The organism is Empedobacter stercoris, from assembly GCF_025244765.1.
GTDB classification, from domain to species: domain Bacteria; phylum Bacteroidota; class Bacteroidia; order Flavobacteriales; family Weeksellaceae; genus Empedobacter; species Empedobacter stercoris.
This window is the reverse complement of the sequence record NZ_CP104209.1, coordinates 2,085,488-2,107,615: the sequence shown is the minus strand read 5'-3', so window position 1 is coordinate 2,107,615 and position 22,128 is coordinate 2,085,488. Positions and strand designations below refer to the sequence as shown.

Below are 22,128 nucleotides of genomic sequence, written 5' to 3'. Positions count from 1 at the left end.
ATTAAAGTTCAGTGCTAAAAATCCCGCCCATCGCCAATACGCGGCACGTTAGCAGAAATGTCAAATGAAAGTACTGCATAAAACACTTTTCTTAATTATTATCTTGTTTGCAATTAGAATTTTTGCAAGTCCACAAATTCCGGATTATATCATTTATAAAGGTGACACTATACCAACGTATAATTTAATTTTAGAACAATTTTTACAAAAGAAAAATCCAAATGAAGAAAAACTTTTTGGGTTAAGTTTCAGAAGCTCTGAAAATATTGGGGTTTCAACAAATTGTTGGAGAGGATATCAAGCGATATACGAAATAATAGACAATAAACTTTATTTAACAAATATTATTTCTTGTGGTGAATTATACGAAAAATCCAAAATAAATTTATCTGATTCTCCGCAAACACACCTAATATTTTTAGTATATTAGCGCTCAAAAAGCAGGGATTATGAACATATTCAGTTTTACGGCTCATTTCGGTTCGGAGGAAGATTGTCGTTTGCATTTCAAGGAGCAGCGTGATAAGGAAGGGGTTGTCTGCAAGCGATGCGGGGGCACTTCCCATTATTGGTTACAGGGTAAATGGAGTTATGAATGCAAAGGTTGCCGTTTCCGCACCTCGTTGCGCAGCGGTACGAACATGGAGAGCTCCAAGCTGCCGTTTCTGGTGTGGTACAAAACGATGTTCCTGATGAGTTGCACAAAAAAGGGATTCTCCACCAACGAACTCCAGAAGCAATTAGGATTGAAGCGTTACGAACCGGTATGGGCGATGGTACACAAACTCCGCAGGGCGATGGGCAACCGGGATGCAAGGTATACACTGGAAGGGATGATAGAACTGGATGAGGGTTACTTTTCGGTGGCCAGTAAGGAAATCGAGCGAGGCAAGGGTACACGTGGCCGGGGAGCCGAGGGAAAGCAGAACGTTGCGGTGATGGCCGAAAGCACCCCGTTGGAAGATATCGAAACGGGCAAAAAGGAGAAGCATGTGCGTTATTTCAAGGCCAGGGTACTGGATAGCCATCAAAGTGAAGGAATCAACGGCGTGGTCAGGGACTGCATGGAGGATGATGCCATCGTATTTTCGGACAAAAGCACTTCTTACGTTGACATCTCCGATCTGGTGGAATTGCACGTCACCGAGAAATCAGACGCCAAAACCACCAAGGAAACACTCAAATGGGTGCATATCGCAATCAGTAATGCAAAACGGACATTGCTGGGCAACTACCATAAAATCAAAAGGAAATACTTACAGTTGTATCTCAACGAGTTTATTTACAAATTAAACAGACGGTATTTTGGAGACAAACTCTTTGACAGACTAGTAATTGCGAATATAACAGGTGCATAAACGGATAATCAGAAAAATCTATATGAACATTATAATTTAAAACCATATGTCATAAGTTATATTGACACAATGTTATTTGCAGATAAACTTGGGATGCCTAAAAAAATAAAAGATTTAGCAGAGAGTTTGGACTTAGAAGTAACAAATCATCACGACCCAGAATTCGATGCAAAACTTTGTGCTTTAATATTTGGCGAATTGACTGACAAGTATCCAAGTTATCAAGAACTAATAAGAAAAATTGATGACCAGCCTAAAACAAATAATAATTATTTCAATCAACCAAGTGAAGATGTTTTAGAAGAAAATGAAGAGCATTTATCAAATTATCAAATAACTCAAAACGAACTTGAAAACATTGATTTAATAGGAAAAGGAATAGTTATTACGGGCAACTTTTCAATAGAAAGAGAAGAAATAAAAACTTTTCTAATGAAAATTGGTGGACAAATAAAATCAGGAATAACAGGTAAAGTAGATTTTGTTTTTGCAGGTGAAGATTGTGGTTGGTCAAAAATCCAAAAAATAAACGACTTAAACCAATCAAAAAAAGCAAACATTAGAATTTTAAACGAAGCTGACTTAAATTATCTTATCAAAAAATACGGCATATAACATCGCATTGGCAAAATGGCGGGTTAAGTGCCAAACTCAACTTTTGTGCATTTTATTCCGCCGAATGTGTTCCACATTCAGCTTTTTTTAATAATTTAGCTTCTGTGGAAACACATCGGCTACGTCACTGCTAAATTGAACTTTTTGTCCAATTTATCCGCCACTTCGCCAATGCGTTTCCCGTTAGTGGCAACAAAAACAAACGATAATTAGACAATAAATGAAAAATATTTTATTTGTAGTTTTTATTTCAATGATATTTTTATTTGTTTGCTGTAACACAACAACGAATAAAAACATAATTGAAACAGAAATTTCTGATTTTGACAAAATTTTAGATAGTTTTCAAGTAAATGGTTCAATTCTAATTTATGATAACGACAAGATTACCTGCATCAACATTCAAAATTCCAAATTCTATAATTGCTGTTGAATTAGGCATTATTGAAAATGATACAACTATTTTAAAATGGAATGGCGAGCAGAGAAAAATGGATATTTGGGAAAAAGATTTATCATTTAAAGATGCTTTTAGAATTTCCTGTGTTCCTTGCTATCAGGAAATTGCAAGGAAAATCGGAACAATTAAAATGAAAAAATATTTAGAAAAATTTGAGTATAAAAATATGATTTTTGACAGTTTAACGATTGACAATTTTTGGCTTGAAGGAAATTCAAAAATATCTCAAAAACAACAAATCGACTTTTTAAGGAAATTCTATTTTTCAAAATTTCCAATTTCTGATAGGACAATAAAGATTGTCAAAAATATTATGGAAATTGAGCGAACTGAAAATTACATTTTAAGCGGTAAGACTGGATTAAGTTCGATAGAAGAAAAATATAATGGTTGGTTTGTTGGTTATGTTGAAACAAAATCTAATGTTTATTTTTTTGCAACAAATGTAATTCCGACAGACGGATTGAATGTTGATGATTTTATTTCATCGAGAATTAATGTAACAAAAAATGCGTTAAAGCAAATGAATATAATGAAATGATAAATGCCACTAACATATGGTAGCCGATAATTGCCGGCTTTCGTGCCAACTTGATACTTTGGTGCTTTTAACGAACCGAAGTGCTAAATTGATACGAAAGTGCTGTAAATCCGGCAACTACGGCTACCATTTTTCGTTATGCGGCAGCTTAAAAGACGACACCAAACCAAAAAAAATCACCTTGACAACCACCCGACTTTGAACTACGAAGGATGAAATTTTTCAGGGACAACTTCCAGCATTTCCAAAAAACAGTTTACCCATTGACTTGGAGACAAACAAACAATTTGAGCATTAAGGTTTAAACCGAATTTTTCCGAAATTGACCTGACCTGACTTTTCCTGAAAATCGACTTTAAAGCTGTTTTTACAGATAAATCAGGTTTCTCTAACAGACAGGAAATAAATGCTAAGTATTTGGCTTTAAACTTAAAATCAAAAAATAAGTGTTTTCTTTTAATGTTTAACAGGGCTGATTTGACAGTTGGCGGTGGCAAGAAACTTTCAGGACCTACCTCATAGACAAGTTTCAAATCAAAAAAAGTATGATAGAAAACGGTATATGGATTGTAAAGCTTCCTCGAAAATAACTTTTGTGTAGGTTCTAACTGAAGGATAATGGAACCTCCCAGAAAATTTCCAAGACTCTCAAACATCAGGATTTTGAAAATATCGGAAGTAATGCCATAAGGAATATTTGACACCACTTTGAAAGGAAATTTCGGAACTGCAAAATTCCTAAAATCACAACCGACAACTTGAACATTTCGGGCATCAGAAAATAATTTTCGTAAATGTTCAACCAAAGCTGTGTCGTTTTCAATAGCAACAACATTGTTGGCGATTTTTAATAAATGAACAGTAAGAAACCCCTTGCCTGCCCCAATATCTAAAACCGTATCCTGATTACTTATATTTGCTTGTCTTATTGCATCTTTTATTAGCACTTTATCAATAGTAAAGTGCTGACCCGTAAAACGAACGGGCAATTTCTTTTTTGTCATTAGTAACTTCTTACAGGTGAATACTTGAATTCAAATCACAATTCATAATTCAAAAATTGAAATTGCTTGACTGCAAATTTAGTAACTTTGCTTGACAAATTAACGAGAAAGAAGAGAAAATGAAAGCCGACCGCATAACATCACCTATACGCAAGCAGGGGGTTCGTGCTTCGTAAGACAGGAAAGTGGTAAATTTGAAGTTCAGTTCTTCGTAGGAAGTTCAGTGGTTAAAATCCCTGCCTGCGTATAGCTGAGAAACGTTAGCGGGCATTGTGAAAGATACCAGCATAACAGTTAAACATTGATAAATGAAAAAAAAACTACTTTGGATATTAATTTTAGGACTGATAATAATCAGTTGCAAACAAAGGAAAACAGAAATGAAAGAGAAAATAATTAAAACAAACGGCATTGAACTCTGTACGGATAGTTTTGGAAATAAGAAAAATCCAGCAATCCTTTTGGTAGCAGGTGCAACCGTATCAATGCTGTATTGGGACACTGAATTTTGCCAACAATTATCTGAAAAAGGATTTTTTGTTATTCGTTACGACAACAGAGATGTAGGAAAATCCACTAATTATGAACCAGGTTCTACTCCATACGATATTGTTGACTTAACTAATGACGCTATTTCAATATTGGATGGCTACAAGATTGACAAAGCACATTTTGTGGGGATTTCTTTGGGCGGACTAATTTCTCAAATAGCATCAATAAAGTTTGCCGACAGAGTTAACTCCTTAACTCTTATGTCATCAGGCCCTTGGGGAGACTCAGACCCAACTATACCTGAAATGGACACGAGTATTTTAGATTTCCATAGTAAAGCAGGTACAGTCAATTGGACAAATGAAGACAGTGTGGTAAACTATTTAATTCAGGGTGCAGAATTAATGAGTGGCAAGAAACAATTTGACAAACAAAGAAGTGAAAAACTGATAAGAGCTGAGTTCAATAGAGCCAACAATTATATAAGTATGTTCAATCACGCTGCATTGCAAGGTGGTGAAGAATATTGGAACAGATTAAACGAAATCAAACAACCCACCTTAATTATCCACGGAACAGACGACAAAATTTGGCATTATAAGAATGCAGGTTTTTTACAAGAAAAAATAAAAGGTTCAAATCTAATCACCCTTGAAGGTACAGGACACGAATTACACGTTGATGATTGGAAATCAATAATTGATGGAATAGAAAAACACATAAATGACTGATAAACAAATGAATTTACTTAGTGATAAGAACGTTGCAATAATTGGTGGTGGACCCGTTGGACTGACTATGGCAAAATTATTACAGCAAAACCGCGTGGACGTTACAGTTTACGAGAGAGACAAAGACCGAGATGCAAGGATTTTTGGTGGGACACTTGACCTGCACAGGGATTCGGGACAGGAAGCAATGAAAAGAGCGGGATTGTTACAAACTTATTATGACTTAGCTTTACCAATGGGTGTAAATATTGCTGATGAAAAGGGTAATATTTTAACCACAAAAAATGTAAAGCCCGAAAATCGGTTTGACAATCCTGAAATAAACAGAAATGACTTAAGAACTATCTTATTAAATAGCCTACAAAATGACACCGTCATTTGGGATAGAAAACTTGTTACGCTTGAACCTGATAAGGAGAAGTGGACACTAACTTTTGAAGATAAACCGAGTGAAACAGCAGATCTGGTTATTATTGCCAATGGTGGAATGTCTAAAGTAAGAAAATTTGTTACCGACACGGAAGTTGAAGAAACAGGTACTTTCAATATACAAGCCGATATTCATCATCCAGAGGTGAACTGTCCTGGATTTTTTCAGCTATGCAATGGAAACCGGCTAATGGCTGCTCATCAAGGTAATTTATTATTTGCGAATCCTAATAATAATGGTGCATTGCATTTTGGAATAAGTTTTAAAACACCTGATGAATGGAAAAACCAAACGCAGGTAGATTTTCAAAACAGAAATAGTGTCGTTGATTTTCTTCTGAAAGAATTTTCCGATTGGGACGAACGCTACAAAGAACTGATTCGTGTGACATCATCTTTTGTAGGGTTAGCGACACGAATATTTCCCTTAGGTAAGTCTTGGAAAAGTAAGCGTCCATTACCCATAACGATGATTGGAGATGCTGCTCATTTGATGCCTCCTTTTGCAGGACAAGGCGTAAACAGCGGGTTGATGGATGCCTTGATATTGTCGGATAATCTGACCAATGGGAAATTTAACAGCATTGAAGAGGCTATTGAAAATTATGAACAGCAAATGTTTATCTATGGCAAAGAAGCACAAGAAGAATCAACTCAAAACGAAATTGAAATGTTTAAACCCGACTTTACGTTTCAGCAATTGTTAAATGTATAAAATGGAATAAAACGGCACATAACAAACAAATTGGCAATAGAGCCGGTGAAGTACTTCTATTGAACTTTTGTGCAATGTTGAAGATTAGTAATTCTATTCAACATTTGTGCTAAAAGTCGGCTCCATCGCCAATTTGCCAAACGTTATGTGCAATAATTCTCCACTCATATACACAATATTACGGAGCTTTTCATTAATTTAGCACTTAATAAATAAAAGCTAAAATGACCTACAAAGACAAATGGGAACTCCTATTCCAAGATATAAGATTTAGAGAAAAGACACCAAGTATTCCAACTGACGGAAGAAATCCTTTTGAAAATGATTATGGTAGATTAATTTCTAGTTCTCCGATTAGAAGGCTCCAAGATAAAACACAAGTTTTTCCACTTGAACAAAGTGATTATATTAGAACTAGATTAACTCATTCACTTGAGGTATCATACATTGCAAGTTCAATAGGTCAAAGTATTGAAAATATATTAATTGAAAAAAAAGAAATTTCTGCTAATAAAAATGGGTATTTAAGTTCTCTATTAAGAGTTTCAGGACTTATTCATGATTTAGGCAATCCTCCTTTTGGGCATTTTGGAGAAGAAGCTGTAAAGAAATTTTTTAGAGATTATTTTTCTTCAGATGAGTTTCTTGAATATCAGAAAAAAATTCAAAAACAAAATAAAGTAGATGAACCAATTCTTAGTGATTTGGAAAAAAGCGATTTTCTAAATTTTGATGGAAATGTACAAACACTTAGAATTTTATCAAAGCTCTATTATTTTGGGGATGAATATGGTTATAATCTAACTTATTCAACCTTAGCTTCAGCTATTAAATACCCATCTAACTCAATTGATGGAAATAAAGGAAAAGAATTTGCTGAAATTTCAAAAAGAAAATTTGGATATTTCGTGACTGAAAAGGATACTTTTGAAACGATTAACAAATATTTAGAGCTAGGAAATAGAAGAAGCCCAATTGTTTATCTAATGGAAGCAGCAGATGATATTGCATACAGTGCTGCGGACATTGAAGATGGAATTAAGTTAAACATTGTAAATATATATGAGGTCAGAAAAATATTTGAAAACAATTTAACAAATAATAAAGATTTAGTATTAAATGAGATTGATAGATTAATTACGTTATTTGAAAATGATCAAATTGATGAATCTATTGTAATTCAAAAATTTAGAATATTCACGCAACGTGAAATGATCAAAAGGATTATTGAATCTTTTGAAGAAAATTATGATTCAATAATGAATGGAACTCTTGAATCAGAAATCATAGATATTTCAGCAGCATCTGATATTAGAAAAGCATATAAAAAACTTCAATATAAAGTTTTTGATGATAAAAATATTTTGAAAAAGGAAATCGCAGGATGGGAAGCCATATATGGTTTGTTAAAAATTATGGTAAAAGCATCTAGAAGTGCCAATTTTAAATCAGGAGGTAATACTTACGAATCTCGTATTTACAAATTAATTTCTTCAAGTCATAGATTTGTTTATGAAAAAATAGAAACATATGAAAATACTGAATATAAAAAACTTCAAATGATTACTGATTTTATTTCTGGGATGACTGATACATATGCAATTAATTTATATCAAGAATTAAAAGGAATTAAGTTATAGTGAAAAACTATAAAGACATAAGGCACGGATTCTACCTTCATTTTACTAATCAAATGAAGGAGGAAGGTTTTATGGATTTCTTTTACGAATTATTTTTGGAAGGTCATGCTTATGTTGTTGGTGGATACTTTAGAGATTTTATTTTTTCACAACAAAGTAGAGATATTGATATAATAACTGATATTCCTAATGATTTACTAAAATCTATGGTAGTAAATTCAAACGTTACATACGATATCAATAGACACGGTGGTATTAAAATTAAGCTTAATTCTATCGAAATAGATATTTGGGCTATTGAAAACAACTGGGCATTCAAAAATAACCTAGTTAAATTAAATGAGGATGATAAACTAAATAGTATTGCGAAGGGTTGCTTCTATAATTTTGATGCTCCTGTGATAAATTTATATACTTATGATTTTAACATGAGATATTTTAACGATTGTATAGAAAAAAAAGAATTGAATATTTTACAAGAACAATCAGTTTATAAAAATTTGAACCCCTCAATTGAAGCAAATATTTTAAGAGCGATTCACTTAGGGAAAAAATATAATTTAGATTATTCAAAAAATACAATAGAATATTTAATTGCAAAAATTGGCTATATAGATGATAAATTTCAGAAGCCACTTGATAGATTAATTGAAGTGAAACAACAATATCCAAAGTATCATCATATCAAAGAAAATGATATTTTGAATTTATTATATAAACTAAGAGAAAAACAGAATTCTACTCAATTAAAATTAGATTTATAAAAATTACTGCACATAACAATGTATTGGCAAAATGCGGGAGGAAGTGCAAAATTGAAAATCCAGCTTTTTTTGCCGCCGCTGCTTTTCATATTGATATTTTTAGTAATTTTATCAAGATGAAAAAGCATCGGCTTCGCTCGGTTCTGAATTGAACTTTCCGTCCAATTTTGCCCGCACTTCGCCAATACTTTTTCCGTTAGCGGTAATGCTATTTGAAAAATTAACGAAATTTTCGGATTTAATTAAACACCAAAAAAAGAGTCCATCCACGCTATCAGCACATTTTGCATTTTCCCTCTGCTCTATCTCTACAAAAATGCAAAAAGAGCTGATTTTCTCCACTTAAACCCTTAAGCAATGAATGAAAATTTATACAGTAGAAATAGAATATACATTACAGCTCAAGAGCAAGAAACAATTAAAAACTACCCTATTCTATTAGCGGGATGTGGAATTGGGAGTAATATCGCTGAATGTATTTTAAGATTAGGTTTTGAAAAAATTACTATCATTGATGGAGACCAAGTTGAAAAATCAAATCTGAACAGACAAAACTATGTGATTAATAACATTGGTCAAGAAAAGGTGAATTCGATAAAAGAAAGACTACTTGCAATAAACCCAAATGCACAAATCAAAATTTATAATCAATTCATAAATTCAGAAAACATTAATGAATTTCTAAAAGACTGCAAAATTGCCGTGAATGCTTTAGACTTCGACTCCGATATTCCATTGCTTTTCGATGTAAAATGCCAATCCCTGTCCATTCCTGTTTTACATCCTTATAATTTGGGATGGGCTAGTTTAGTGGCAATTATACAACCGCAAAGTCTAAACTTCTCATCATTACAAACCAACAAAGAAAAAATAAATGAAATTGTCATTGTCGAGTTCTTTCTTAAGAAACTAAAAGAAAAAGGTACACCAACAAAATGGTTAGAAAACATTGTAGAAAAATACTTACAAGAAGATGCATCGCTACCGCCTCCGCAACTTTCAGTTGGTTCTTGGTTGGTTGCTGCTATTTGTTCAAATATTCTTTTTAGAATTGCTACAGGAAAAGATGTAAAAATCTTTCCCGAATTTTATTATTTAGGTACAGCCGAAAACTAAATCAGCTTATTATTGATGGCGCAGTTTATCGCCTCAGAAATATTGCTTACTTCTAATTTTTCAAAAAGGTTTTTTCTATGAAATTTTACCGTATCTGCTGTTATAAAAATATTATCTGCAATCTCATTAATGGTAAATCCTCTACTGGAAAGTTGTAAAATCTCTTTTTCTCTATCTGAGAGTTCTACTTTCTGTCCCACTCTCCACACCTCTTCAGATAAATCAAATTCGTATTTTTCATTACTTCCTTTTTTGTAAATGCGAATATTACCTGAATTTTTTTCAGAAGAAAGCGATACCACGCAGATAGCTTTCCATATTTTACCATCTTTTGTAAGAAATAGCGGAGTCAGTTTTTGGTTAATTAAAATCACTTTATTTTCTTGATTTTTTATGTGAAAGTCATAAGATATGGTATATTTTTTTCTTTCTTCAAACGGTATTTTATCATAAAACGCAAATCCTGCTGTATTTATCTTTAATAATAAATCTATATCTTCTTTTATAACATATTTGAGATAATACCCATAACCCATTTTTTGTACTTCTTCTGCCGTATTTCCACATAAAAAAAGGGGATTGTCAGACACATAGTCGAATCCCTTTTTTTCATAATCTATAACATATATACTTGTGTAAATAGTTCTAGCCAATGCTTTCACCGTTTCTAAATAATCATCTAACTGACATAACTCATCATTAGATAATTCATTAACCGTATTACGCTCAAAAAAGAAATCATCAATCTTTTTCATTGGTCTTTCATTGGGATTCTAACAAAGTTACAAACTTTAGCCACACAAGAACTACAATTTTGTGTAGTCATTTTCTTTTTTACACAAAGTAAATTTGAGAAAACACTTAACCATGAACCGATTAGCCAATAATCTTGAGTTGTTGAAATCCGACAACCAGTTGATGGAATTATCAAAATTTATCGTCTTTGAAAATTTCAATCATCATACAAATGGTGAATTATCCATTGATTGTAAAGATGACATAAATTCTATCTATTTTGAGGAAAGGAAATACTTTTCAAATTCAAAAATTTATATGTCTAAAGATGAATTTGGAAACATAAACGGCTCTATAAGAACTTTAGAATGGAACTATATAGATACCTTACCCATTCAGAAAATGTTTGATATTAACCCTTTGAATTTTATGAATGATTCAAATTCAAAAGTTTGGCATATAGGAAGATTTGCCATCAGAAAGGATATAAAAGACAGAAACTTGTTTAAACGACTTATGGTTTGTGCCATACACCCAATTTGTCAAAACAAAGGTAGCATTGTCTTTGCGGAATGTGATAGCAAATTGCTCAGAGTTTTGAATTTATTGGGGATAACTACGGAAGTCATTGGAGAATCAATAGACTATTTAGGGTCAGAAACCATTCCTGTCGCCATGACCACAGATGGATTGCTTCCATTCTACTCCACAAACTACAATCTTGTTCCTTTTCACTTACTAGAAAATCATTTTCAATTATTTAGACCTAATATAAACTATATTAGCCAACAAAGAAACTACAAAATTGGGTAGTCGAGCTAAACATGACAATTATTAGGTTTGTGTTAATAGTTGCTTGATTACCTATCCTAATGAATAAGTTTTTATTACATAAGACATTAATTTTAGTTTCATTCTTTTTTATAACATCTGTTTATGCACAAACCGTTTCTCTCTCAGGACGGTTTGTGGATGAAAAAAATACTCCTTTGAGTTTTATTGAAGTAATTATTTATGAAAACGAAGAACTCGTTTTAACGGAATCGTGTGATGAAAATGGAAAGTTTAACTTTTTCATTGTGCCGTCAAAATACAAATTTGTAGCCGAGAGTTTTGGAGAGATATTGTATGAAGAAGAAATCAATATTCAAGAAGACACAAACCTCAAGGATATTAAAATAACAAATACAAGTATCTTATTACAAGATGCAGTTATTGTAGGAACTAAACCGATTTTCAAGCAAGAATATGACAAATTCATTTTCAATGTAGAAAACAGCCCACTCAAACAAGGTTACGATGGTTTAGAAGTTCTAAAACGAAGCCCAAAACTTCAAGTAAACTCTAAGGGAAGCATTTTATTACGAAACCAAAGTGTTTTAGTATTAGTCAACGGTCGTAAAATGAATATGTCTGGAGAAGAATTATCCAATTATTTAAGTAGTATCAATTCCGAGAATATCAAAAGTATAGAGATACAAGATGTTGGATCAGCAGAAACAGATGCCTCTAATAGCGGTGGAGTAATAAATATAGTTTTAAAAAAGCCACCGACAGGTTTTCAGTCAACCATTAAAACCTTTTATATGCACCGAAACGAAGAAAACCAACTTTACTCTGGAGGGATTACCAATCAGTTCGGTTCAGAGAAATGGAATATCTACAACAAATTCAATTATCGTGATGACGCAAATTTATCCAAATTTAATTCCACAACTCGTTTTTACAATAATAATGGAAGAAATGAGAATGGGGGTGAAACCGATTATCAAAATAAAAATTTCAACACAACAACCGGCATCGTTTTTTACCCGAACGAAAAACACGAAATCGGAACTGAAATATATTATTCACATGGAACGATAGATAGAAATGGTTGGGAAAATCTTGAAGTTTATAATCCTGATTTAAATGCTGTTTCTGAAAATAAATCAATTTATTTCAACAAAAATATCTTTTGGGACGTTGTTGCGAACTACTCATACAAATTAGACAGTTTGGGCAGTAAAATTAAAATTATAGCCGACATAGGAAACAATACCATTGACAATCGAAACGAAGTTGACACCCGATATACATTCGGAAATCTCGAAGACAATAAAAATAGGTTTTTGACAGATGCAAAATCTAATTTTTACAACATCCAATTAGATTGGAACCAAAAGTTGAAGTCAAATTTAGAATTTAGTTTTGGTGCAAAATTATCCAATGTTTCGAGAGAAAATGAATTGAACACATATCTGTATGAAAATGATTGGGAATTAACTGCTGACGGACAAGAAAATTTTGAAAATACCGAAAATGTTTTAGCAAATTATCTAAGTATTTCCACAAAACTTAAAGAAAAGCATCAACTAAAAATCGGTTTACGGACAGAATATACTGACTTAAAAGGAAACGATTTTGTAAATAACACAGAAGTAAAACAAAACTATTTTGATTGGTTTCCAAATTTCTTCTATGCCTATCAAATTAAAGAAAATCAAAACCTTTCATTTTCTTATTCGAGAAGAATACAACGACCAAGTTTTCGAGACTTAAATCCATTTATCATAAAGCAAAACGATTTTCTATATCAAATAGGTAATCCAAATTTACACCCCCAATACACAAACAAGTTTGATTTAACCTATCAACGAAAAAAACAATCGTTTTCCCTTTATGCTGATTTCACTAACGACATGATTATGGGTGTTTATACAACACAAGGGAACATAAGTTATTATAAACCGCAAAACTTTGGGAAAATGAGAAATTTGGGATTTGATTATTCCTTTTATGGTGATTTGACAAGTTGGCTTTATTCAAATATCTCTTTAGGAGGTTGGAATTATAATTTTGAAACACAAAACTTACAAAACGACAGATTCTCTTTTTATATATCAACTTATTCACAAGTTAAATTTAGCAAAACCTTTTTCTTAGATGTAAATAATAGTTTTTACTCTAAAAACCAATTCGGCGTAACACAAGGAGCAGAACAATACCAATTAGACTTAGCATTACAGAAAAATATTTTAGACGGTGCAGGATTAATCCGAATTGCGTGCGAAGATGTTTTCAATACATCAAGAGACAAAAACACATCCTATTACGAAAACTTTGATTTCCGATTTCACCAAAAGAGAGTAACACGCTCATTTGTATTAATGCTTATTTATACTTTCAAAAATAAAGGAAAATTCAACGAAAGAAATGTTCAACAAGGTAACGATAACAAAGGAAGATTATAGAATGGCGGAAACCGAAAAGCCAACAACGAGTAGGTGTAACCCAAAAACTTGTTAGTCATGAATGCAAAAAAATCATTCAAAGAACTTGTAAAGAATATGGAAGCTTTACAAGAGGATGAACTGTATAAAAAAACAAGTTTTTTAAGTTCTTTTTTGAATATAATGATCCTGGTAAATGGTCTTTTTCATTACCCAAAAACCAAACTATTTTATGCTTCTCTAATAAAAAATTGAATTAATTTATCTTCTTTTATGTCTAACTAAATCTGTTACAACTCCTAATATGATTACCACATCCTCTTCTTCTAATTGTATACAGTTTTTATACTTAGAATTTAGAGAAACTAATTGTTTATTTACTGCATCAAAACGTTTGAATGTATATTCTGAGTTATTGACCGAAACGATAATATCATCGTGATGTCTTGGTTCTATGTCAGATCGAATGATTAATAAATCACCTTTTAGATATTCAGGATACATACTATCGCCACCGACACGATTGAGATAAGTTGCCTCTGGATGGTTTAATAAAATTTCATCTAAGCTAATGTTATTTTGGACAAAATCTGCTGCAGGAGAAGGAAAACCTGCTGAAACATCACCGAAAAATTGAACAAATCTTTTTTCACCATCTGTTTTAATCGGTATATTGATTAATTCGTCTGAAAATTTAGGGGCTTGAATAAATTGTACCATTTAATAAACGTTTAAAATATCTGTAAATTTTGTAGTATAACATGGAGATAATCGCTCTTGTTTCATTTTCCATTTTCGGCGGGTATCTTGAGAACCCAATATAAGCATATGATTTCCATACGTTGAATTTAGCTGATCCATTACAGCCATCAACGCTTTATGTTTTGGTGACTCATTATTAAATAAATTCATTTGTACTTGATCGTCTGGTGTTATAGCTGATACAATTACTCCTGCTTTTTTATAATCAGGGACTTTTCCTTCAGATGGTACTATTTTATCTAATAAAAACAAAGCGGCTTTCGATAAGACAATACTCGAATTTGTATCAAAATCTAAGGTTGTACTAAGACTATTAGAAATAAAAGATTGTTTTTCATCAAAACGATTGGTCATAACAAAAACGGTAATGATGTTGCATTTTGATTTTTCTTTTCTAAGTTTTTCTGCACACGAAATAGCAAAAGTAGAAACCCGTTCTTTTAAATTATCATAGTCATTAATTGTCTTCTCAAAACTACGAGTAGTTGCAATCGATTTTTTTCGCTGAATTTCTTCTAATTTTAATACACTTTCGCCTAAAAGTTCTTTTTTTAAACGCAATTCAACAATGGAAAAATTACGTTTAATATATTCATCTTCTAACCTTGTAAAATCATAAGCATTTTTACAACCTATATAGGCTAAACGTTTGGATAAGCGACGTCCTATTCCCCAAATATCTTCACATTTCATCCACTTCAAAGCTTTTTCAATTTTCACTTCAGAATCTATCATGTAAACACCATCATGATGATTCGGGAATTTTTTAGCAATCCGATTAGCTGCTTTAGCCAAAGCTTTTGTAGGTGCAATTCCTATACAAACAGGAATCTTAGTAAGATTATAAATTTTTCTTTTTATATCCTGCGCGTAATCAATCAAATTAAAATTCTCAAATCCTTTAAACAGTAGAAAAGACTCGTCAATAGAATAAATTTCTACATCTGGACAATAAGATTGAAGGATAGTCATTACACGATTACTCATGTCTGCATACAAAGGGTAATTAGAGGAAAAAACATATACTTTTTTCAATCTAAAAAGGCTTTCATATTCAAAGGCAGGTGCTCCCATAGGAATACCCAGATCTTTAGCTTCATTGGAGCGAGCAATAACACATCCATCATTATTAGATAATACCACAATAGGTTTACCATTTAATGTAGGATTAAATACACGTTCACATGAAGCGTAAAAATTATTACAATCAACTAAAGCATACATCATTCTACAAAGTTGACTAAATAAAACGCTACATGGTGTCGTGGTAAAAGTTAAAGTCTTTAGAAATTAACTATTTCTTGAATTTATAGTACTGTTATAATTTTGGATTTGAAATAAGTAATTCTGGATTATTCTTTACGAAACTTGTAACAGTTAATCTATGTACTCCCAATATTCGCCCTATAGCACTATAAGAAACATTTTTATCTAATAGTTCTTTTATCTTTTTTTCTTGACCGGTTAATTTTGTTTTAGATGACTTACTCCCTACAGGACGACCAAGAATAACCCCTTCTGCTTTTTTACGTGCTAAAGCTTCTTTTGTGCGTTGTGAGATAAGATTTCTTTCAATTTCGGCAGATAGTCCAAATGCAAAGGCTAAAACTTTTGAGTTAATATCGCTTCCTAAACGATAATTATCTTTAATTGTCCAAACTTGTATATCTCGATTCATACATTCATTCAAAACACCCATAATCATTAAGAGATTACGCCCAAGACGAGACAACTCTGAACAAATTAGAATATCATCTTTTTTCATTTTTTTGAGAAGCTTTCCTAGCTTTCGGTCATCGACTTGTTTTGAGCCTGATATGGTTTCCTCTATCCAACGGCTAACTATAATGTCTTGCTTTTCACAAAAATGGTTGATTTCAAATCGTTGATTTTCTACTGTTTGTTTATCAGTACTTACTCTAATATATCCGTATATCATGTTGTATAAATTTTTTATACAAAAATGGTTTAAATTAAATACTTATTGTACAAAATAAATATAGACATTTAATATAACAGTAAAATGAGCATTTATTTTGAACAATTTGCTCACCAAACTGATTTTAAAACAAGCGAAAGTTGGGTTGTACTTTCTCCTATTGAAAAACAAATTAAGCAGAAAATAGAAGCTATTGGCACACCTCTTAAAGAGTGGGATATAAACATCAATTATGGAATAAAAACTGGTTTTAACGAGGCGTTTATTCTCACTGGTGAAAAGAGGAAAGAATTAATTGACGAAGACCCAAAAAGTGCTGAAATTATACGACCGTTACTTAGGGGACGTGATATTAAACGTTATTCTTATGAATTCGCTGATTTATATATAATTACAACTTTCCCAAGCTTGAAAATAGATATTGAGCAATATCCTGCTGTAAAAGAGCACCTTATGAGTTTTGGATATGATAGATTAAAACAAACTGGAGATAAAGGAAGTCGTAAAAAGACTAATAATCAATGGTTTGAAACACAGGATACGATAGCTTATATGGAGGATTTTTCTAAACAGAAAATTGTATATATTGAAATAATGACTGACAATCCAGATGAAGGTTACGATTTTCCGTGCTTTTCGTATGATGAAGAAAAAAGTATTGCTTTAAATACTGCATACATCATGACTGGGGATGTTAAGGAATTAAAGTATATTCTAGGTGTGTTAAATTCAAAATTGGGCAAACAGCTTGTTAAATATTATGTCGTACAATTACAACAAAGGCAATACCGAATGCTAGGTCAATATGTCGTTAATTTTCCAATACCAAAATTAGATTATACAGAATATTGTTTTTTTGACAATTTAGCAACTGAAATTTTGGAAAGAAAAAAAAGTATGCAAGACTTTAAAGAGTTGGAAGAAATCATAAAAAACAAAGTATATAATATCTTTAATTTTACAGATGAAGAAATAGATTTTATTGAGCTTCAATAAAATCTATTCCAAAATCATAGTTAAAAACTTTATGTTTTAAAAATGTATATAAAATTATCACACAATCTAAAGCATCTTTCTCCAATAATACATCGTATTCAGATACACCTTTTTCAAATTTTCTTTTAGCTAAAGTATTTTCAAGGGGGGGGGGGTGTTTGATGAACTAGTGGGTTTCTTTTTAATCGTATTTCATCCAACATCTTTAAGAATTCATTAGATAATATATTATTTTCACGAGCAAAAGTTATCATACTAAAGAATGACGTGTTTTTAAACTTTTTATCAGTATTTTTCAAATGGTTATATAATGCTTTTTCTAAAAAAGATTGTGATAAGATTATGGTAGATAAATGTTGACCATTTATAAAAGTTTCTTTAATTTCCCTTAACAAAATAACTGTTTCTGCTCTACCCAGGAGCTCTATTTCAGCAGGGTATATTTTTGAGAGCATATAAAGTCTATGAAGTTTTTTTGTTTTCAAATGATTATCATAATCAACCAAATGTTCATATAATTTGTCAAGCTCATCTTTATTTAAATTATTTTCCATCACTTAAAAGCTATTTATAAAAACCATTTCTTCATCTGTAAAATTAAATAATAAATAAATAATTCTGTTTAATTGATCTTCCAATTCATTAATATTTAGAATATTGTTTTTAGTTAAGACTAAATTGTCTACAATATTTTCAATTTCCTTATTTGTTTCATCATTAGGTATTGGGATCACAAGAGGTTCTATAGCTTGGACGCTTATTAATAAATCACCTGTACCAGTTTTTGGAGCATCTTTCATTAAATATTTACCTAGGCTCGAATTTAATATTCCTACTAAATATTTAATATGCTGTCCTGTTGCAAAGCAGGCGCTATCAAGTGCTAAGGCTCCAGTTTCATCATATGAGAAACGTAAAAGTGAACCAACTCTTTTCCAAACCATTTTTGGTCTAAAAAAATCCTCCATATAAGCACAGTTCCTTAAATTATATGGAGTATCTCCTTTATCAGCTCGTTTTTCTAATTGCGAATAATATTGATCTAAATGTTTCTTGATTGCTGGGTAATCTTCTATTTCTATGCGTTTTACACCTTTGTCTTTTATGCCATTATGAGTATTAATTAACCATAAATCTGCAAAATCATATCCGTATCTTTTAATATCTCTACCACGTAAAATAGGTCGTATAATTTCGGCAGATTTCGGATCAGAAGCTATAAGTTCATCTTTTTTATTTCCATCAATAATAAAAGCTTCATTATACCCTGTAAGTATTCCTCTATAGATATTAATATTCCAATCCTTTAATGGAGTTCCGACAGCTTCAATCTTAGCTTTTATTTGTTGTTCTATTTCGCTTAGAACGATCCAGCTATCAGAGGAATTAAAAGAAGAAATATTATAATGTTGTTCAAAATAAATGCTCAAATTATTTAACACCTTTTCTTTAACAATACAAGCCTTGGTTTGTTGTCTATTTTTATCCTTAGCAAACATTAAAATATTGGTATCAACAGTAGCAGAATCAAATATCTGAATCCCTCCAAAATCAATAAGAATTAAAGGATCTGTATTATCTACAAAATACTTTCGCAAACTTTCTCCATAAGCAGCACGCATCCATTTATTAGAAGTAATGAAAATTAAATTCCCTTTATCTCTTAAAATGTTGTTACCTAATTCGTAAAACAAACTGTAAATATCTCCTGTACGAGCAAAGGTAATATAATTTAATTGTTGTAAAGCATCGCTTGCTTTACCCATTTTTTGCAGTTGGATATAAGGCGGATTACCAATAATTACATCAAATCCAATATAGTTTCCTTCATTATCTAAAACCTCAGGAAACTCGAAACGCCACTCAAAAGCATCCTGATAAATTACATTATTTAAAATCTCTTCTTTTTCCTTAGTGATTTTATCAGCTTTTATTTTTAGTTTTTTAAGATTGTCTTTTTCAGCTTTTTTGATTTTTTCTCCAAATAATTCTAAATTTTCTAAACGCTGTTTTTCAAGCTCATATTCGCCTAAAGCTTTGGAAACTTTATCTTTTATTTTAGAATCTAAGGTTGTTTTGAAATTTGATTTGATCGTGTCAATTATATCTAGAACCTCATTCTTTTTTTGTTTACTATTGGTTTGCTTATACTCATTTACAGCAATCTTATAATCTTCGATACTATAAACAACTTCTTTATTCTTAAAAGCAGTTTTTAAACTATCTTTTAAATCAAATCGACTAATTAATGAGTTCCCACATTTTATATTGATATCAATATTTGGAAGTGTTTGCAATTCACCTTCGGCTGTATAATAAGCATTTTTCAATAATTCGATCCACAAACGCAATCGACAAATATTTACTGAATTAGGATTAATATCTACTCCAAATAAACAGTTTTCAATAACATTCTGTTTTTCGTGAAACAGCGTTTTTTGAATGAGTAAACTATTAATATCTTGTCGATGATATTCGAATAATTCGCCTTCGTTGTAAGAAATGTAGAGTTCATCGTTTTCTATAGACACATCGCAAGGAATTCTTTTTCCTTCTTCATTGCACAAAATATTCAATTCACTTTTAATGGAGATAACTTCATTTAAAGCAGAAACCAAAAAGTGCCCTGAACCAACCGCAGGATCACATATTTTTAGACTATTAATCGTTTGATTGAATTTTAGTAAATCCTCTTTTTTGAAAAATTGGGAACAGTAATCTTTTACATCTTCAAAAGTTTCAATTGTGTCATTGTAATCAACTTTAAACTTATCTACAACAGCTTTCCTGATGGCTTCTTTACACATGAACATAGTAATATATCCGGGTGTATAAAAAGAGCCGTCTTTATAACCGTTTATTTTTTCAAATATTAATCCAAGGACTGAAGCATTGATTAATGTTTTATTTTCGTGAGCATCTTCAACTTCTGTATTTGCATCAGCAGAAAAATCATAAGCATCTAAAAAACGGAAAATATATTCTAAAGTATTTAGCTTTCCTTTCAATCGTTTTCCGTTGGCATCTTTTAAAACTGTAGATGAATAAATTTCCATCTCTTCATCTTTCAAAGCCGTTATATCAAAGGTAAGTTGTTCAATTGCACTATGCTCAAAAAGGCTACTGTTTAAATAAGGGATATGCTTAAATTTATCTTTGTATTTTGCATGACGTTCGTTCAAGGGTCTTGCCAAAGCAGAAAAGAATAAATCATTTAAGGCATCAAATCCATCTAAAAAATTAAAGTTCAAAAACTTGAATTCATTGGATTTGTTATAACTTACTAACTGAGATTCTAATAATTTTAAGAAAAGTATTCTATTAATCCAATTGATGCAAAGTTCTAAACCAACTGAAAATGCTTTTTCGTCGTTATTAGAAAATCCTTTAACACGATCGAGATAGTTTTTATCTTCTAACGTAAATATGGTATTTTCTAAAAGTGAAGCGTAATCCCTTTGGTTTAAAGGTTTACGAACAATGACTTTCTTAGAGTTTTCTTTTATTTCTTCTAAACCGATGATATGAAGCAATTCTTTGTAAAAAGCATCATTTAGTTTATTGCTATCATTACCAAAACCATGACCTAATAAGTGAACATTGGAAAATAACTTGTAAATAGTACTTAATTTGTTATCACTAAGCTTTTCAATCTCATCTGCACCTATTTTTAAATATACATACGGCAATTGTTCTTTAATTCCTTCAATATATTTAAAAGCAATTTCGTTATAGAAAAGTTCATTTTTTGTAGTGTCTTTTAATCCATCACGAAAGTTATTGTACTCTTTAACCAAATTAGCATTTTTATAAAACAAATTATAAAAATCTTCTGCTTTAAAGAAAAACCACTCTACACCATTTGTAATAATCAAATGCTTGATATTGTTGTTTTTATGATCTATTCGTTCACGTAAATAATAAAGCAACAATTCATGTAGTGCTTTCTTATTTAAATTCTTTTCAGAAATAAATTCAGCTTTATTACTTGGTCGCTTAGCTTCAATAATTACTCCTATATCACTCTTTGCTGTTTCATCCAAGTATATAGCTAAATCAATACGATCCTTAGTATTAATAAGATTTTTCTGATAAAATGTATTTTGAAAAAAGCGTTTAATAGGTTCTTTTAAATGCTCTTCACTTTCATTCTTTTTATCGCTTAAATCAATAGCTTCAATACAGTTTAATAATTCATTTTTAAACTTTTCTATATCGCTTTTTAATGGTTTAAATTTACGATATGCTGGATTCAATGCTTTATTGATGGGAGTTGATAACATATAGCAATATTTTAACATATAAACCTACAAAACATTTTATAGAATATAAGTGTATTAATAGAAAATGTTAAAGTTTTAGTAAATAAGTTTATTATTAATAACAGCTTTGCATTTTACGATTACCTACCTGTAAAAAATGTGTATAGGTAAGCCTACCAGCATGTAAAAAATGTGTATAGGTGAACCTACCAACATGTAAAAAATGTGTATAGGTGAACCTACCAACATGTAAAAAATGTGTATAGGTGAACCTACCAACATGTAAAAAATGTGTATAGGTGAACCTACCAACATGTAAAAAATGTGTATAGGTAAGCCTACGAACATGTAAAAAAT

Annotated in this window: 18 protein-coding genes and 1 pseudogene; 12 read left to right on the top strand and 7 right to left on the bottom strand. The window is 31.3% G+C overall.

Features of this window, described 5'->3' with window-relative positions; translation table 11 throughout:
• Nucleotides 1-64 precede the first annotated feature (64 nt).
• The 4 genes and pseudogenes from NZD85_RS09980 to NZD85_RS09965 all read left to right on the top strand — a co-directional run bounded on the left by NZD85_RS09980 (nucleotide 65) and on the right by NZD85_RS09965 (nucleotide 2,974).
• Entirely contained in the window at nucleotides 65-430 is a 366-nt protein-coding gene (locus tag NZD85_RS09980) for a hypothetical protein (RefSeq protein WP_059137248.1), read from the top strand.
• 19 nt (nucleotides 431-449) lie between these two features.
• The gene (locus tag NZD85_RS09975) at nucleotides 450-1,358 is read left to right on the top strand and encodes an IS1595-like element ISBbi1 family transposase (RefSeq protein WP_057281936.1); all 909 of its coding nucleotides are present in this window, start codon (nucleotides 450-452) and stop codon (nucleotides 1,356-1,358) included.
• Nucleotides 1,359-1,427: 69 nt separating this feature from the next.
• Nucleotides 1,428-1,973, top strand: a complete 546-nt coding sequence (locus tag NZD85_RS09970; RefSeq protein ID WP_005807148.1) for a BRCT domain-containing protein — start codon at nucleotides 1,428-1,430, stop codon at nucleotides 1,971-1,973.
• A 220-nt stretch (nucleotides 1,974-2,193) separates the two neighbouring features.
• Nucleotides 2,194-2,974, top strand: a pseudogene (locus NZD85_RS09965) (penicillin-binding transpeptidase domain-containing protein).
• 203 nt (nucleotides 2,975-3,177) lie between these two features.
• On the opposite strand, the gene erm(F) reads toward NZD85_RS09965, so the two are convergent.
• Nucleotides 3,178-3,978: a 23S rRNA (adenine(2058)-N(6))-methyltransferase Erm(F) gene (gene erm(F) / locus NZD85_RS09960; protein ID WP_042005545.1), complete on the bottom strand. Its 801-nt coding sequence runs from the start codon at nucleotides 3,976-3,978 to the stop codon at nucleotides 3,178-3,180.
• A 380-nt stretch (nucleotides 3,979-4,358) separates the two neighbouring features.
• Here erm(F) and estT point away from each other — a divergent pair, with 380 nt between their 5' ends.
• From estT to NZD85_RS09935, 5 genes are all read left to right on the top strand, one after another.
• The gene (gene estT, locus NZD85_RS09955; RefSeq protein WP_260541666.1) at nucleotides 4,359-5,201 is read left to right on the top strand and encodes a macrolide hydrolase EstT; all 843 of its coding nucleotides are present in this window, start codon (nucleotides 4,359-4,361) and stop codon (nucleotides 5,199-5,201) included.
• A complete protein-coding gene (gene tet(X) / locus NZD85_RS09950; protein WP_260541665.1) occupies nucleotides 5,194-6,345 on the top strand; it encodes a tetracycline-inactivating monooxygenase Tet(X) in 1,152 nt (383 codons plus the stop codon). The genes estT and tet(X) overlap by 8 nt, the downstream gene beginning before the upstream one ends.
• A gap of 224 nt (nucleotides 6,346-6,569) precedes the next feature.
• Entirely contained in the window at nucleotides 6,570-7,985 is a 1,416-nt protein-coding gene (gene dgt / locus NZD85_RS09945; RefSeq protein ID WP_260541664.1) for a dGTP triphosphohydrolase, read from the top strand.
• Nucleotides 7,985-8,749, top strand: coding sequence for a nucleotidyltransferase family protein (locus tag NZD85_RS09940; protein ID WP_260541663.1), 765 nt, complete (start codon nucleotides 7,985-7,987; stop codon nucleotides 8,747-8,749). The genes dgt and NZD85_RS09940 overlap by 1 nt, the downstream gene beginning before the upstream one ends.
• Before the next feature lie 357 nt (nucleotides 8,750-9,106).
• On the top strand, nucleotides 9,107-9,865 hold the full coding sequence (locus NZD85_RS09935; protein WP_260541662.1) for a ThiF family adenylyltransferase: 759 nt from the start codon (nucleotides 9,107-9,109) through the stop codon (nucleotides 9,863-9,865).
• On the opposite strand, the gene NZD85_RS09930 is transcribed toward NZD85_RS09935, so the two are convergent.
• Nucleotides 9,862-10,620, bottom strand: coding sequence for a helix-turn-helix transcriptional regulator (locus tag NZD85_RS09930; protein ID WP_260541661.1), 759 nt, complete (start codon nucleotides 10,618-10,620; stop codon nucleotides 9,862-9,864). The genes NZD85_RS09935 and NZD85_RS09930 overlap by 4 nt on opposite strands.
• Before the next feature lie 163 nt (nucleotides 10,621-10,783).
• Between NZD85_RS09930 and NZD85_RS09925 the strand changes: the two genes are divergently transcribed.
• Both NZD85_RS09925 and NZD85_RS09920 read left to right on the top strand, forming a co-directional pair.
• Nucleotides 10,784-11,413 carry a hypothetical protein gene (locus NZD85_RS09925; protein ID WP_260541660.1) on the top strand — a complete coding sequence of 210 codons (630 nt, stop codon included), beginning with the start codon at nucleotides 10,784-10,786 and terminating at the stop codon, nucleotides 11,411-11,413.
• A gap of 59 nt (nucleotides 11,414-11,472) precedes the next feature.
• Nucleotides 11,473-13,833, top strand: coding sequence for an outer membrane beta-barrel family protein (locus tag NZD85_RS09920; protein WP_260541659.1), 2,361 nt, complete (start codon nucleotides 11,473-11,475; stop codon nucleotides 13,831-13,833).
• Between the two features lie 240 nt (nucleotides 13,834-14,073).
• On the opposite strand, the gene NZD85_RS09915 is transcribed toward NZD85_RS09920, so the two are convergent.
• From NZD85_RS09915 to NZD85_RS09905, 3 genes are all read right to left on the bottom strand, one after another.
• Nucleotides 14,074-14,532, bottom strand: a complete 459-nt coding sequence (locus tag NZD85_RS09915) for a LexA family protein (protein ID WP_260541658.1) — start codon at nucleotides 14,530-14,532, stop codon at nucleotides 14,074-14,076.
• The gene (locus tag NZD85_RS09910; RefSeq protein ID WP_317619453.1) at nucleotides 14,533-15,801 is read right to left on the bottom strand and encodes a Y-family DNA polymerase; all 1,269 of its coding nucleotides are present in this window, start codon (nucleotides 15,799-15,801) and stop codon (nucleotides 14,533-14,535) included.
• 91 nt (nucleotides 15,802-15,892) lie between these two features.
• Nucleotides 15,893-16,513 (bottom strand): master DNA invertase Mpi family serine-type recombinase, encoded by a 621-nt coding sequence (locus tag NZD85_RS09905; RefSeq protein WP_260541657.1) that lies wholly within the window; start codon nucleotides 16,511-16,513, stop codon nucleotides 15,893-15,895.
• An 84-nt stretch (nucleotides 16,514-16,597) separates the two neighbouring features.
• On the opposite strand from NZD85_RS09905, the gene NZD85_RS09900 reads away from it, so the two are divergent.
• On the top strand, nucleotides 16,598-17,509 hold the full coding sequence (locus tag NZD85_RS09900) for a TaqI-like C-terminal specificity domain-containing protein (RefSeq protein ID WP_260541655.1): 912 nt from the start codon (nucleotides 16,598-16,600) through the stop codon (nucleotides 17,507-17,509).
• Between the two features lie 140 nt (nucleotides 17,510-17,649).
• Here the strand turns inward: NZD85_RS09900 and NZD85_RS09895 are convergent, their stop codons facing one another.
• Both NZD85_RS09895 and NZD85_RS09890 read right to left on the bottom strand, forming a co-directional pair.
• Nucleotides 17,650-18,063 (bottom strand): hypothetical protein, encoded by a 414-nt coding sequence (locus tag NZD85_RS09895; RefSeq protein WP_260541653.1) that lies wholly within the window; start codon nucleotides 18,061-18,063, stop codon nucleotides 17,650-17,652.
• Nucleotides 18,064-18,066: 3 nt separating this feature from the next.
• Nucleotides 18,067-21,765 carry a type IIG restriction enzyme/methyltransferase gene (locus NZD85_RS09890; RefSeq protein ID WP_260541650.1) on the bottom strand — a complete coding sequence of 1,233 codons (3,699 nt, stop codon included), beginning with the start codon at nucleotides 21,763-21,765 and terminating at the stop codon, nucleotides 18,067-18,069.
• Nucleotides 21,766-22,128: the final 363 nt, after the last annotated feature.

Excerpts from the sequence above, each read along its gene's own strand:
- NZD85_RS09980 (WP_059137248.1), top strand. The coding sequence starts at position 65 with ATGAAAGTACTGCATAAAACACTTTTCTTAATTATTATCTTGTTTGCA.
- NZD85_RS09975 (WP_057281936.1), top strand. The coding sequence starts at position 450 with ATGAACATATTCAGTTTTACGGCTCATTTCGGTTCGGAGGAAGATTGT.
- NZD85_RS09970 (WP_005807148.1), top strand. The coding sequence starts at position 1,428 with ATGTTATTTGCAGATAAACTTGGGATGCCTAAAAAAATAAAAGATTTA.
- estT (WP_260541666.1), top strand. The coding sequence starts at position 4,359 with ATGAAAGAGAAAATAATTAAAACAAACGGCATTGAACTCTGTACGGAT.
- dgt (WP_260541664.1), top strand. The coding sequence starts at position 6,570 with ATGACCTACAAAGACAAATGGGAACTCCTATTCCAAGATATAAGATTT.
- NZD85_RS09935 (WP_260541662.1), top strand. The coding sequence starts at position 9,107 with ATGAATGAAAATTTATACAGTAGAAATAGAATATACATTACAGCTCAA.
- NZD85_RS09930 (WP_260541661.1), bottom strand. The coding sequence starts at position 10,620 with ATGAAAAAGATTGATGATTTCTTTTTTGAGCGTAATACGGTTAATGAA.
- NZD85_RS09925 (WP_260541660.1), top strand. The coding sequence starts at position 10,784 with ATGGAATTATCAAAATTTATCGTCTTTGAAAATTTCAATCATCATACA.
- NZD85_RS09920 (WP_260541659.1), top strand. The coding sequence starts at position 11,473 with ATGAATAAGTTTTTATTACATAAGACATTAATTTTAGTTTCATTCTTT.
- NZD85_RS09915 (WP_260541658.1), bottom strand. The coding sequence starts at position 14,532 with ATGGTACAATTTATTCAAGCCCCTAAATTTTCAGACGAATTAATCAAT.
- NZD85_RS09910 (WP_317619453.1), bottom strand. The coding sequence starts at position 15,801 with ATGATGTATGCTTTAGTTGATTGTAATAATTTTTACGCTTCATGTGAA.
- NZD85_RS09905 (WP_260541657.1), bottom strand. The coding sequence starts at position 16,513 with ATGATATACGGATATATTAGAGTAAGTACTGATAAACAAACAGTAGAA.
- NZD85_RS09900 (WP_260541655.1), top strand. The coding sequence starts at position 16,598 with ATGAGCATTTATTTTGAACAATTTGCTCACCAAACTGATTTTAAAACA.
- NZD85_RS09895 (WP_260541653.1), bottom strand. The coding sequence starts at position 18,063 with ATGGAAAATAATTTAAATAAAGATGAGCTTGACAAATTATATGAACAT.